General features: G+C 71.7%; 12 protein-coding genes. 7 read left to right on the forward strand and 5 right to left on the reverse strand.

All coding sequences use genetic code 11. The features are described 5' to 3' along the window. Positions 1-45: 45 nt before the first annotated feature. Genes ACZ7OU_RS41385 through ACZ7OU_RS41400 form a run of 4 tightly spaced genes read left to right on the forward strand, consistent with a single transcriptional unit; the run spans position 46 to position 2541 of the window. Positions 46-534 (forward strand): YbaB/EbfC family nucleoid-associated protein, encoded by a 489-nt coding sequence (locus ACZ7OU_RS41385; RefSeq protein WP_470259484.1) that lies wholly within the window; start codon positions 46-48, stop codon positions 532-534. Beyond that, a complete protein-coding gene (locus ACZ7OU_RS41390) occupies positions 534-860 on the forward strand; it encodes a type VII secretion target (RefSeq protein WP_470245984.1) in 327 nt (108 codons plus the stop codon). The genes ACZ7OU_RS41385 and ACZ7OU_RS41390 overlap by 1 nt, the downstream gene beginning before the upstream one ends. Further along, entirely contained in the window at positions 857-2053 is a 1197-nt protein-coding gene (locus ACZ7OU_RS41395) for a hypothetical protein (RefSeq protein WP_470259485.1), read from the forward strand. The genes ACZ7OU_RS41390 and ACZ7OU_RS41395 overlap by 4 nt, the downstream gene beginning before the upstream one ends. After that, positions 2050-2541: a hypothetical protein gene (locus ACZ7OU_RS41400; protein WP_470259486.1), complete on the forward strand. Its 492-nt coding sequence runs from the start codon at positions 2050-2052 to the stop codon at positions 2539-2541. Before ACZ7OU_RS41395 ends, ACZ7OU_RS41400 begins: the two co-directional genes overlap by 4 nt. Here the strand turns inward: ACZ7OU_RS41400 and ACZ7OU_RS41405 are convergent. Then, positions 2538-3161, reverse strand: a complete 624-nt coding sequence (locus ACZ7OU_RS41405) for an aldo/keto reductase (RefSeq protein WP_470259487.1) — start codon at positions 3159-3161, stop codon at positions 2538-2540. The genes ACZ7OU_RS41400 and ACZ7OU_RS41405 overlap by 4 nt on opposite strands. A gap of 245 nt (positions 3162-3406) precedes the next feature. After that, on the reverse strand, positions 3407-4903 hold the full coding sequence (locus ACZ7OU_RS41410) for a CoA-acylating methylmalonate-semialdehyde dehydrogenase (RefSeq protein WP_470259488.1): 1497 nt from the start codon (positions 4901-4903) through the stop codon (positions 3407-3409). A 133-nt stretch (positions 4904-5036) separates the two neighbouring features. Between ACZ7OU_RS41410 and ACZ7OU_RS41415 the strand changes: the two genes are divergently transcribed. Together ACZ7OU_RS41415 and ACZ7OU_RS41420 are read left to right on the forward strand one after the other, a co-directional pair. Next, on the forward strand, positions 5037-6671 hold the full coding sequence (locus ACZ7OU_RS41415) for a PucR family transcriptional regulator (protein WP_470245980.1): 1635 nt from the start codon (positions 5037-5039) through the stop codon (positions 6669-6671). A gap of 58 nt (positions 6672-6729) precedes the next feature. Continuing rightward, a complete protein-coding gene (locus ACZ7OU_RS41420; RefSeq protein ID WP_470246485.1) occupies positions 6730-7062 on the forward strand; it encodes an SSI family serine proteinase inhibitor in 333 nt (110 codons plus the stop codon). A gap of 93 nt (positions 7063-7155) precedes the next feature. Here ACZ7OU_RS41420 and ACZ7OU_RS41425 read toward each other — a convergent pair whose 3' ends face one another. From ACZ7OU_RS41425 to ACZ7OU_RS41435, 3 genes are all read right to left on the reverse strand, one after another. Continuing rightward, positions 7156-8490, reverse strand: a complete 1335-nt coding sequence (locus ACZ7OU_RS41425) for a DUF4153 domain-containing protein (protein ID WP_470259489.1) — start codon at positions 8488-8490, stop codon at positions 7156-7158. 583 nt (positions 8491-9073) lie between these two features. After that, positions 9074-10090, reverse strand: a complete 1017-nt coding sequence (locus ACZ7OU_RS41430; protein WP_470259490.1) for a sensor histidine kinase — start codon at positions 10088-10090, stop codon at positions 9074-9076. Next, positions 10087-10779: a response regulator transcription factor gene (locus tag ACZ7OU_RS41435; protein ID WP_470259491.1), complete on the reverse strand. Its 693-nt coding sequence runs from the start codon at positions 10777-10779 to the stop codon at positions 10087-10089. The genes ACZ7OU_RS41430 and ACZ7OU_RS41435 overlap by 4 nt, the downstream gene beginning before the upstream one ends. A gap of 220 nt (positions 10780-10999) precedes the next feature. Here ACZ7OU_RS41435 and ACZ7OU_RS41440 point away from each other — a divergent pair, with 220 nt between their 5' ends. Further along, complete coding sequence (locus ACZ7OU_RS41440; protein WP_470259492.1) at positions 11000-12553, forward strand: NCS1 family nucleobase:cation symporter-1; 1554 nt, start codon at positions 11000-11002, stop codon at positions 12551-12553. The last annotated feature ends 7 nt before the right edge of the window (positions 12554-12560 follow it).

Below are 12560 nucleotides of genomic sequence, written 5' to 3' on the forward strand. Positions count from 1 at the left end.
TGATGCGCATGCCCTCCCCCGACTCGGACCGACTACGAGGTCGCTGTGAACCGAATTGAACCCGCTTCGGCCGGAATGCCCGATATCGCCCGGCGCGCGGCCGAGGCGAAAGCCCGGCTCGAGCGCGTCTCGGCGACCGCCACGAGCGCCGACGGGTCCGTCACGGTCACCGTCAACACCAGCGGTGCGCTGCAGGAACTCACGTTCGGACCGCGCGCGGACGAGCTGCCGCGGGCCCGGCTCGCCCAGGCCGTCCTCGCGGCCGCCAAACGCGCGCAGGTCGACGCCGCCCAGCAGCTGACCGCGATCATGGCGCCGGTGATCGGCGCCGACAGCGACGCGATGGAATTCCTCCGGGAACAGATCCCGGCGCCCGAAGTTCCGGAAGAAGAACCGGCGTCGCCGCGCTGGGAATTCGCCGAAAAGCCACGGGAAACCCCGCCGCAAACCCCGCCGCCGCCGGTGCGCCCGGCCCGGCCGCGCCCGGACGACGACGAGGACTTCGGCGGCCCGATCCTGCGCCGGGGGCTGTGATGGCGGGCGAAGCGATGAAGGTCGACTTCGACGTCCTCGGCGGCCACGAGGACGAGATCCGGGAGATCGCCGACCGGGTGCAGCAGGCGGTCGAGGCCGCGGGCACGGCCGGCGCGCTCGACTTCGACGCGTTCGGGCTGGTCGGACAGGTGTTCGCGCTGCCGATCCAGGCGTGGGTGGACACCGCCGACAGCTTCCTGAACGACGCCGTCGCGGCCGGCCACGAGGTCGCGGACCGGGTGAAGACCGCGCACACGGCGTTCCGCGACCACGAAGACAAGACGAAGTGCCTGATCGAGGGCATCGGCAAGGAGCTCCCGGCATGACCGAGAACGCACTCGTCGCCACGGCCGAGTCGCCGGGCGGCTTCTGGAGTGGCATGGGCGACGGCTCGAAGGGCGAGCTGGACAACGTCAACGCCCAGACCGGCGGCGCGGGCATCTTCAGCGACGCGGCGTCGACGCTCACCGACGCCCGCAACGGCGACTGGGGCAACCTCGCCATGGACGTCGGCACCGACGCCCTCGACCTGCTCGGCGCGGCGATGGACCCGCTCGGCACCCTGGCCAGCGCCGGGGTCGGCTGGCTGATCGAGCACATCAGCTTCCTCAAGGACGGGCTCGACAAGCTCGCCGGCAAGCCCGAAGCCGTCACCGCCAAGGCCGTGACCTGGACGAACATCGCCAAGTCGCTCACCGAGACGGCCGAGAGCTACGAGCAGCAGGCCAAGAAGGTCCAGCAGTCGTTCAGCGACTGCGGGTCGGCCGAGGCGTACCAGAAGACGGCGGAGAGCTACGTCGGCGTGCTGCGCGGAGCGGCTTCGCACGCCGGAGACGCGTCGACGGCCATGAACGTCGGCGCGGCACTGGTCGGCACCGAGCGCGGGCTGATCCGCGACATGATCTCGTCGTTCGTGGGCGAGCTGATCGTCAAGGCCCTGGCCGCGCTGGCCGCGTCCTGGTGCACGTTCGGCGGCACGATCGCGGCGTTCATCGCCGACACGGTCATCGAGGGCGGCGTGCTCGCGGAGAAGATCAGCACGAGGATCGCGAAGATCGTCGAGAAGCTGGAGAGCCTGGCGAAGGGCGCGGGCAAGTCGAAAGCGGCCCTGGAAGGCGCGGCGAACGCGCTCAAGAAGGCCGGCAAGGCGGCCGACAGGATCGTGGACAAGTCGGTCGACACCGCCGCGGGCATCGAGCGGAAGGCCAACGAGCTCAAGCAGGCGGGCAAGGAGGCCAAGTCCGCCGAGGAGACGGCGAAGGGCTGGAACGAAGCCGCCGAGTCTCATGTCCCCGGCCGCGAAAAGGTCGAAGGCCTCGGCGACAAGTACTCCGAGGACGGCCGCAGCGCGCTCAAGCCGGCGGAGTGGCAGAAGGTCGGCGGCTATCCGGGGTGGAGCACCGCGGACACCGTCGGTGTCGTGACCGAGGGCCGCCGTCAGGAGAACGAACAGATCGACCGCTACCACGAGGGCCGAGAGGCCTACGAGAAGGAACACCCCGAAGGCGAGGCCGAGTGATCGAGCAGGCCGAGGTGGAGCTGGCCAACCGCCACGGCCGGCTTCACCCCTCGCAACGGGGAAAGCTGCTCGACCTCAACTTCTGGGTCGCGGCCGTCCTGGCCATCGCGGGCCTCGTGGTGGCGGTGCTGCTCGCCGTCGTGGCGGAGACCGCCGCCGAAGTCCTCGGCACCCTCGTCCCGATCCTGGCGATCACCGCCTGGCTCGCGTTCGTCTGCCTGCGCCGGCTGGCGGACGTGCGAAGCGGTCAGCTGGTCGCGACCACGGGCTGGACCCACGACTTCGGCAGGCAACGACCCGGCGACGACCACCCGATCGCGCTCTCCACCCGGCTCAGCCAGGGTCACAACGAGCACTACTACCTGAAGACGGGCGGCCGGACCTACCCGCTGGAGCGCAAGCTCCGCGAGCGGATCCGGCCGGAGCGGGTCAACACCGTGCTGATCGCCCCGCGCAGCAAGCTGCTGATCAACGTCCTGCCGGCTTAGACCGCCTCGGTCCGAGCGTCGAACTCGGCGTCGGTCAGCTCGATGTCCGCGGCGGCGACGTTGTCCTCGAGGTGTGCGACCGACGACGTCCCCGGAATCGGCAGCACGACGGGCGACCGCTTGAGCAGCCAGGCGAGCGCGAGCTGCGACGGCGAGGCGTCGTGCTCCTTGGCGAACGTGGTCAGCGGGCTGTCCGCGCCGGCGAGGGCGCCGGTGGCGAGCGGGAACCACGGGATGAAGGCGATGCCGTGCTCGGTGGCGTGGTCGAGGAGCGGTTCGGCGTCGCGCTTGGCCAGGTTGAACAGGTTCTGCACCGACACGATCTCGGCGGTCTTCTGCGCTTCCTTCAGCTCGTCCACGCTGATCTCGGACAGGCCGATGTGCCGGATCTTGCCGTCGTCCTGAAGGCTCTTCAGCTCGCCGACCTGCTCGGCGAGCGGCACCTTCGGGTCGATCCGGTGCAGCTGGAGCAGGTCGATCCGGTCGACGCCGAGGTGACGCAGGCTCAGCTCGACCTGCTGCCGCAGGTACTCGGGCCGCCCGACCGGGATCCACTGGTTCGGCCCCTGGCGGGTGAAGCCGGCCTTGGTGGCGACGCACGGTCGCCCAGTGACGGACAAGCACCCGTTTGGCGGGGCCGCCGCCGCCCGGCCAGGCCCCCACCCTCTCCGGGGGGCGTCCCTGGTCCAGTCTATCGGCGGCCACCGACGATCCCGAGCCGATGGACCGGATCGGGCCGAGTTGTCCACAATGCCCGCCTGCTGTGGACAGGCAGCGGGCGCCAGGGGGCGTCGCCGGAACGGCAGTCCCGTGTTCTCGCCGCCGGGGGACACCGCCAGGGTCCCCCTCGGCCGGACCGCGAACCTCAGGAGTTGCGCGGGAAGCCCAGGTTCACCCCGGCGTGCGACCGGTCCGGCCACCGCGACGTCACGACCTTCGTCCGGGTGAAGAAGTGGAACCCCTCCGGCCCGTACGCGTGGCTGTCGCCGAACAGCGAGTCCTTCCAGCCGCCGAACGAGTAGTACGCCACCGGGACCGGGATCGGGACGTTCACCCCGACCATGCCGACCTCGACCTCGTTCTGGAAGCGCCGCGCCGACGAGCCGTCGCCGGTGAAGATCGCCACGCCGTTGCCGTACGGGTTCGCGTTGATCAGGTCCAGGGCGTCGTCGTAGGACGCCGTGCGCGCCACCGACAGCACCGGGCCGAAGATCTCGTCGGTGTAGATCGACATCTCCGGGCGGACGTGGTCGAACAGCGTCGGGCCGAGCCAGAAGCCGTCCGGGGCACCGGAAACCTCGATGCCGCGCCCGTCCACCACCAGCGACGCGCCCGCCGACACCCCGGCGTCCACATAGGACGAAACCCGCGCGTGGTGGGCCGACGTCACCAGGGGGCCCATCTCGGACGACGGGTCACGACCGTCTCCGACGCGCAGCACCGACATCCGCTCGGTGATCTTGCGCACCAGCTCGTCGCCGATCGGGTCGACCGCGACGACCACCGACACCGCCATGCAGCGCTCGCCCGCCGAGCCGAACCCGGCCGACACCGCGGCGTCCGCGGCCAGGTCGAGGTCCGCGTCCGGCAGCACGACCATGTGGTTCTTCGCGCCGCCGAGCGCCTGCACGCGCTTGCCGTGCCCGGTGCCGGTTTCGTAGACGTAGCGCGCGATCGGCGTCGACCCGACGAACGAGATCGCCTTGACGTCGGCGTGCGTCAGCAGGCCGTCCACCGCCACCTTGTCGCCGTGCAGCACGTTCAGCACGCCCGCGGGCAGCCCGGCTTCGGCGAACAGCTCGGCGATGAACAGCGCGGCGGACGGGTCCTTCTCACTCGGCTTGAGCACGACGGTGTTGCCGCAGGCCAGCGCGTTCGGGACGAACCAGAGCGGCACCATCGCCGGGAAGTTGAACGGCGAGATCACCCCGACCACGCCGAGCGGCTGCGCGATCGAGTAGACGTCGACGCCGGTGGACGCGTTCTCGCTGAACCCGCCCTTGAGCAGCTGGGCCGCGCCGCACGCGTACTCGACGTTCTCGATCGCGCGCGCGACCTCGCCCGCCGCGTCGGACTCGACCTTGCCGTGCTCGCTCGTGACGATCTTCGCCAGCTCGTGCTTGCGCGCCACCAGGAGCTCGCGGAAGGCGAACAGCACCCGCGTCCGGCCGGCCAGTGACGTCCCGCGCCAGCCCGGCAGCGCCGCCTTGGCCGCGGCGACGGCCGCTTCGACCTCGGCGTCGCCGGCGAAGTCGACGTGCGCCCGGACCTGCCCGGTGGCGGGGTCGAACACCTCGCCCGAACGCCCGGCGGTCCCGGTGAACGGCTTGCCGTCGATCCAGTGGCTGATGCGGTCGGTCACGGCGGGCACTCCTCGGCTCGGGGACGTCTTCTGCGAGTCTCCGGTCGGGCGCCACGCCACCGCCATCGACAACGTGTACGGAGTCACCGTCCCGGCCGTACAGTCTGTCCCTGCCGATCAGACCCGAGGAGCCATGTACCCGACCGTCGCCGAGGTGCTCGCGCTGCCGGTGCTGCGCCAGGGCCGCCCGCACGTCGTCGCCGGCTCGTCCGGGCTCGACGCCCCGGTGCGCTGGGCGCACGTCGCCGAGGTCGCCGACATCGCGCACCTGCTGCGCGGCGGCGAGCTGGTGCTGACGACCGGCGTCGCGCTGCCCGACGACGGCCCGGCGCTGGCCCGGTACGTCGCCGACCTGGCCGGGGTCGGCGCCGCCGGCCTGGTGATCGAACTGGTCCGGCACTGGAGCGACAAGCTGCCCGCCGCGCTGGTCGAGTCGGCGGAGAAGCACGGCCTGCCGCTGGTGACGCTCTCGCGCGAGACCCGGTACGTGAGCGTCACCGAGGCGGTGAACGGCCAGATCGTCGACGCCCAGGTCGCCGAGCTGCGCGCCGCCGAGCGCGTGCACGAGACGTTCACCGCGCTGACGGTCGCGGGCGCCGAACCCGGCGTCGTCCTGGGCGAAGTCGCCCGGTTGACCGAGCAGCCGGTGGTGCTGGAGACGCTGTCGCACGAGGTCCTCGCCTACGACGCGGCGGGCGCCGACCCGGCCGAGCTGCTCACCGGCTGGCCGGCCCGGTCGCGGGTGGTCCAGGTCGGCGAGCGGACCGGCTACCACCCCGGCTCGGGCTGGCTGGTGACCGTCGTCGGCGCGCGCGGGCACGACTGGGGACGCCTCGTGGTCGTCTGCGCCGACCAGCCGCCGCGCCGCCACCAGGTGGTCGCCGAGCGGGCCGCGTCGGCGCTGGCCGTGCACCGGCTCGTGGCCAAGGACTCCGACAGCCTGGAGCGCCAAGCCCATCGGGCCGTGCTGCACGAGCTGCTCGCGTCGCCGGCCCCGACGGCGGAGCTGCTGGCGCGGGCCTCGGCACTGGCCGTGCCGCTGACCGGGCGGCAGCTGGTCGGGCTCGCGGTCCGGCCTCGGCTGGTCGGCAGCCGTCCCGCTCTTTCGACGCCGCCGGTGCTGCGCGAACTCGCCGAGGCGACGGTGCTCGCGGCCCGCCGCGCGAAGGTGTCGGCGCTGGTGGCGACCGACGACCTCGGCGTGCGCGCGCTGATCGCGCTGTCGCCGGAGGCGAACGCCGACACCGTGCTGCACCGGCTCGCCACCGACGTCCACGAGGCCAGGGGCAGCGCGCCCGGCGTGCTCGCGGTCGGCACGACGGTGTCGTCGCCCGCCGAAGCGGGCCGGACGCTGCTGGAGGCCGGCCAGGTCGCGGCGGCGGCGTTGGGCGCGGGCGCCGAGCGCGTGCTGCACCGGCTGTCGGACGTCCGCCTGCGCGGCCTGCTGCACCTGCTTTCGGGCGACGAGCGCGTGACGGCGTTCGCGGTGCGGGAGCTCGGGCCGCTGCTCCAGCGCGACGCGGCGTCCGGCAGCCGGCTGGTGCAGGCGCTGCGGCACTACTGCGAGCAGGGCGGCAACAAGTCGGCGGCCGCGGCGGCGGCGCACACCTCGCGGACGGCGTACTACCAGCAGCTCGCCCGGATCGAGCAGGTCCTCGGCGTCCGGCTGGAGGACCCGGAGTCGATGCTCTCGCTCTACGTGGCGTTGCTGTCGCTGGACCTCACCCGGCCGAGGGAAGAAGACTCACCCGGACGGGGAGCACAGTGATCGACCTCGGGCTGCCGATGGAACCGATATGGCCCTACTCCCCTTCGCTGCCTGCCTGATGAGCCTGAGCTGCCTCGCGCCGGCGCAGCCGCCGGCGTCGACGTTGCAGCTGACCAGCCACGACACCGCCAACCGGATCGGCTCGGTGGTGCTGACGTGCGACCCGACCGGCGGCACGCACCCCAAGCGCGACAAGGCGTGCGACGTGCTTTCGGGCGTCGGCGGCGACTTCTCGCGGATCACCGCGAAGCACCAGGCGTGCACGCTGATCTACGCCCCGGTCGACGTGACGGTCGTCGGCACCTGGCGGGGAAAGCCGGTGTCGTACCGGACGTCGTTCCCGAACCGCTGCGCCGCGGACCGCGACTCGGACGACGTCTTCGCCTTCTGAGGGCTTGGCGCGCGGAAGCCGCCGGGCCGCCCCCACGACGGCCCGGTGGCTCCCGCGCAATGCTTTTAACTACGCACAGCCCGCGCCGGCGGTTCAGCAGTTGCCGAGAGTCACGTCGCGGGCCGCCGAGCGGCTGAGGTTCCAGGCGGGCCAGCCGTCGGGGGTGTCGCCGGCGAGGACCTGGCGCAGTACGCAGCTGCGGAGCGGTTCCGGCAGCCGGGCCGACACCACCGGGACGACGTCGGCGGAGAACCCGGCCAGGTAGCGGTGGTCAAGGGGTTTCCCGGCGGCCGCGCGGTCGAGGTTGGCGTCGGCGATGAGGCGTTCCGGGTCGAGCACGGCGAGCACCAGCAGCGCCGCGGCGGCGGTGCCGATCGCCGCGCGCGGCAGCCACGCCGAGCGAAGCTTGAGCAGCGACGCCGCCACCAGCACGAACACGGCACCGAACCAGAGTTCGCAGACCTCGACCAGCAGCCGCAGGACGGTGAAGCCGTAGGCCTCCTGGTAGGTCCACATGCGACTCAGCGCCGACCCGACGAGCACCAGGCTCAACGCGCTCAGGGCGCCCAGCAGGACGCGCTGGCGGAGCCGGTCGGCCTTCGTGACGTTCGGCGCCCAGCGCAAGGCCGCGGCGACGATGGCCAGCGTCAGCACGGTGACGGCGCACAGCTGCCAGAAGCCGCCGCGGGCGTATTCGGCGGAGGTGAGGTTGCTGGTGCGCAGGACGTACCCGGTCCCGCCGAAGAGGACGACCAGCCGAACGCCGACGAACACGCTGAACAGCAGGACGAGGACGGTCAGCGGGAGTGTCCACTCCAGACCGTACTTGGTCCGGTATGGACGGTCTGTTTCCGCGCGATGCGCTGGTGCGGCGAGGAAGTAGCAGGCCCCGGCGACGAGCAGCGCCACGACGAGGAACACACAGCACCACCGCACGAGGACGTCGAGACTGAGATCGGGGACGACGGCGTTGACCACGGCGGCGAAGGCGGCATCGGCACTGGCGAGCAGCGGCACGAAGACGGCGACGAGCGCGGCGGTGGCGAGCACGGCGAGCCCGATCCGCCGGGCGACACCGTCCCGGCGGGCGGCGAACCGGCCGACCCCGCGCCCGGCCCAGGGAACGGCGCGCAGGGCTTCGAGCGGGACGGCGAGCATGTCGTAGACGATGGAGTTGACGGTCCGCTTCCCGACGACGGCGAGCGACCCGGTGACGAAGGCGCCGAGCACACAGAGGACGAACAGCCACCCGGAGGCCCGCACGGCGCCCATCCCGAGCAGGGCGAGGGTGAGGAAGGCCCAGCCGGCGCTGCCCCAGGTGAAGGACCCGGAGCCGTCCGCCGAGCGCCGATCGGCGAGGAAGACGGCGAGGGTGACGGCCACTCCGGCGAGCAGCCATCCGACGCCGGGCCGGTCGACGGGGAGCACGAGAGCGGCAGCGACCCCGGCTAGCCCGGCGGCGGGGAGAACGGCGGGCGGGAGCGGGACGACGGCGGACTTGGGAGGCGGGATCGGCCGCATGAGAACGGGAGGAGCCGCGACGGCGACACCGCCGGTCCAGGCTTCCCCAGCTGTGGGTTCGAATGAAGCCCCGCCGCCTGCCGCACCTGCGGGACCGGCCGAGCCACCCCCAGCAACTCGGCCGACCCGCGCCCCGCTTCCTGCCGCACCAGCGGATCCAGCCGAGCCACCCCCAGCGACTCGGCCGGCCCGCGCCCCGCCTCTTGCCGCCTGCGCGGATCCGGCCGGATCGCCCGGCTCGCCACCGCCCGCTGCCTCCAATGCGGCTCGGACCGAGGATGCCCTCGCGAACCGACCGGACGGCGCCTCCCCCGCCGACCCCGGCTCGGGTGAAGCCACCCCCGCCGATCGCTTGCCCCGCGGCACCCGCTTGTCCGCGCCCGGCTCGTCGGGCTCACCGATCCTGCTCTTCGGCATGTTCCTCAACTCTCGTTCGCGTTCGCAAATGTCATGGCCCGCACGGCCCTCTCAGTCAGTCCCCAAGAGAACGTCAGCCCGTCGGCAACGTCACCCGGATCCGGCTTCCGACCCCGGCTTCGGGCGAAACCACCCCGATCGTCCCGCCGTGCAGCTCCACCGCCCACCGCGCGATCGCCAGCCCCAGCCCCGTCCCGCCGCCGGATGGCCGCTCGCCGCGCGTGAACCGCTCGAACACCCTCAGGCGGTCCGCCGGGGCTATCCCCGGACCCTCGTCGCACACGTCTATCCGGATCTCGCCCGGCCGGACCTCGGCCAGCACCCGCACCGAGCCGCCCGCCGGGCCGTGGCGGGCCGCGTTCTCCAGCAGGTTCGCCACCACCTGGAACAGCCGGCCGCGGTCCGCCGTCACCTCCGCGTCCGGTGGGGAAACCGCCACCGAGAACGTCACCCCGCGCACCAGCGCCGCCTCCGACACCGCTTCGGAAAGCAGCACCGAAAGGCAAAACGACGTCTTGTGCAACGGAATCGCCCCCGCGTCGAGGCGAGACAAATCCAGCAGCTCGTCCACCAGCGTCGCCAGTCGTTCGGTCTGCTGCAGCGCCGTCTTCAACGTGGCGGGATCGGGATCTTCGACGCCGTCGACCAGGTTCTCCAGCACTCCGCTCAACGCCGTGATCGGCGTCCGCAGCTCGTGCGACACGTTCGCGATCAGCTCGCGGCGCTGCCGATCCGCGTCGCCGAGGTCGCCCGCCATCAGGTTGAACGCCTGCGCCAGCTCGCCCACCTCGTCCCGCGTGGTGGCCCGGACGCGACGCGTGTAGTCGCCCTTCGCCATCGCCCGCACCGCGCCCGTCATCTCGCGCAGCGGCCGGGTCATCCCGTGGGCCAGCACCTGCGACAACACCAGCGCCAGCACCATCGCCGTGATCGTCGTCCTGGGTGGCAGCCAGCCGATCTGCCAGTTGAAGAACGCGAACGCGACCCCGCCGGACGCGACCATCAGGATCGCCAGCTTCAGCTTGATCGACCGGACGCCGTCCAGCGGCCGCGGCAGCAGCTCGACCACCCTGACCAGCAGCGCCTTCACGATCCCGCCTCCAGCGCGTACCCGACGCCGTGCACCGTCCGGATGAGGTCGGCGCCGAGCTTCCGCCGCAGCGCCTTGATGTGGCTGTCGACCGCCCGGGTGCCCGCGGACGTGCTGTGGACGTCCCAGTCCCACACCTCCGACAACAGCCGTTCGCGCGGCTGCACCACCCGCGGCCGCCGCGCGAAGTGCACCAGCAGGTCGAACTCGATCGGCGTCAGCTGCGCCGCCACGCCGGCCCGCGCGACGCGCCGCTGGTCGACGTCGATCTCGAGATCGCCGAGCACGATCCGCGTGCCCATGACCGAAGACGAGCGCTCGACCCGCCGCAGCAGCGCGTGCACCCGGGCCGTCAGCACCCGCATCGAGAACGGCTTCGTGAGGTAGTCGTCGGCGCCGACCCCCAGCCCGACCAGCATGTCCGTCTCGTCGGCGCGCGCGGTCAGCATGAGCACCGGCACCGGCCGCCGCCCCTGGATCCGGCGGCAGACCTCCAGGCCGTCGAAGCCCGGGAGCATGACGTCCAGCACCACGAGATCCGGCTCCACGGCCGTGTCCGCTTCGACCGCGGCCGGCCCGTCGTGGGCGACGTCGACGCTGAACCCCTCGGCCCGCAGCCGGGCCGCGATCGACGCGGCGATCGTGACGTCGTCCTCGACGACGAGCACCCGCCGCACTCCTGCTTCCATGGGGACGACCTTAGGGATCGGCGGTGGAGAGGGTCCGCGCGAAGTGTGAAGATCCTGTGGAGACGTTTCACCCGCTTTGCCGGTTCGTGACGGCGAGATGTGTGACGCAGGTCATGCACCCCGGCGCCCGTTCGCGCAATCGACAGTCTGCACTCCTGATCAGGGAAGAGTGAACAGTCTGCCGTTGCCCCGGCCACAACGCGGCGCGCAGGATTCCGCAATGGCGCCGACACCCGCAGACCAGCGCGTGCACGACGACGGCCGGGTCGAGCTCGACCCCGCCGACGTCGGGTCTCTCGAAGGCAGCCGGTTCTTCAACGAAGAGCTGGCCCCCGTCCCCGTCGCAAAACGGACCTGGACCACCTACAACTACTTCGCGCTCTGGATGGGGATGGCCCACAACATCCCCAGCTACGCACTGGCCGCGTCGCTGATCGCGCTCGGCATGAACTGGGTGCAGGCGCTGATCACGATCACCATCGGCAACCTCGTCGTGCTCGCGCCGATGCTGCTCAACAGCCACGCCGGCACGAAGTACGGCATCCCGTTCCCGGTGTTCGCCCGCGCGTTCTACGGCCTGCGCGGCGCCAACCTGGCCGCGCTGCTGCGCGCGTTCATCGCGTGCGGCTGGTTCGGCATCCAGACGTGGGTCGGCGGTGAAGCCATCTACGTCATCCTCGGGCGCCTGCTCGGCTCGTGGTGGCGGGACGCGCCGATGGTCGCCGGGCAGCACTGGACGCTCTGGCTGTCGTTCGTCGTCTTCTGGATCGGCCAGATGCTGATCATCTGGCGCGGCATGGAGGCCGTCCGCCGGTTCGAGAACTGGACGGCGCCGCTGGTGTCGGTCGGCTTCCTGATCATGCTCGGGTACGTGCTGGTCAAGGCGGGCGGGCTCGGCCCGATCCTGTCCGACGGCGGCAAGCTCGGCTGGGGCCCGGACTTCTGGAAGGTGTTCGCGCCGTCGCTGATGGCGATGATCGCGTTCTGGTCGACGCTGTCGCTCAACATGCCGGACTTCACGCGCTTCGGCGGCAGCCAGCGCAAGCAGGTCCGCGGCCAGATCCTCGGCCTGCCGACGACCATGACGTTCATCGCGATCGTCGCCATCCTGACGACGTCGGGCGGGCACGTCCTCTACGGCGAGGACATCTGGGACCCGGCGCAGCTGGCCGACAAGTTCGCCAGCCCGGTCGTGGTCGTCGTGGCGCTGGTCGCGCTGGTGCTGGCGACGATCTCGGCTAACCTCGCGGCCAACGTCGTCAGCCCGTCCTACGACTTCTCGAACGCCTTCCCGAAGAAGATCACGTTCGCGATCGGCGGCGGCATCACCGGTGTCATCGGCGTCCTGATCCAGCCGTGGCGGCTCTACTCCGACCCGAACATCTACATCTTCGCGTGGCTCGGCTTCTACGGCGGCCTGCTCGGCGCGGTCGCCGGGGTGCTCGTCGCGGGCTACTGGGTGATCGCCCGCACCAAGCTGCGTCTCAAGGACCTGTACACACCCGATGGGGTGTATTGGTTCAGCGGCGGCTGGAACTGGCGCGCGCTGGTCGCGACGCTGGTGGGAGCCCTGCTCGCGGTCGGCGGCGCCTACGGCGGACCGTTCCCCACCGGCGGGCTCATCCCGTTCCTCAAGCCGCTTTACGACTACAACTGGGTGGTCGGCTTCGTCGGCGCGTTCGTCGTCTTCGCCGCCCTGTCCGCATCGTCCAACAAGGAGGAAGCCAGTGAGCGTGGTCCGAGCCGGATTGATCCAGCAGCGGTGGACGGGTGACAAGGAG

It is taken from the genome of Amycolatopsis sp. NPDC114505 (assembly GCF_055633615.1).

Coding starts and splice junctions, on each gene's coding strand:
- ACZ7OU_RS41390 (WP_470245984.1), top strand. CDS start 534: ATGGCGGGCGAAGCGATGAAGGTCGACTTCGACGTCCTCGGCGGCCAC.
- ACZ7OU_RS41395 (WP_470259485.1), top strand. CDS start 857: ATGACCGAGAACGCACTCGTCGCCACGGCCGAGTCGCCGGGCGGCTTC.
- ACZ7OU_RS41415 (WP_470245980.1), top strand. CDS start 5,037: ATGTACCCGACCGTCGCCGAGGTGCTCGCGCTGCCGGTGCTGCGCCAG.
- ACZ7OU_RS41420 (WP_470246485.1), top strand. CDS start 6,730: ATGAGCCTGAGCTGCCTCGCGCCGGCGCAGCCGCCGGCGTCGACGTTG.
- ACZ7OU_RS41435 (WP_470259491.1), bottom strand. CDS start 10,779: ATGGAAGCAGGAGTGCGGCGGGTGCTCGTCGTCGAGGACGACGTCACG.
- ACZ7OU_RS41440 (WP_470259492.1), top strand. CDS start 11,000: ATGGCGCCGACACCCGCAGACCAGCGCGTGCACGACGACGGCCGGGTC.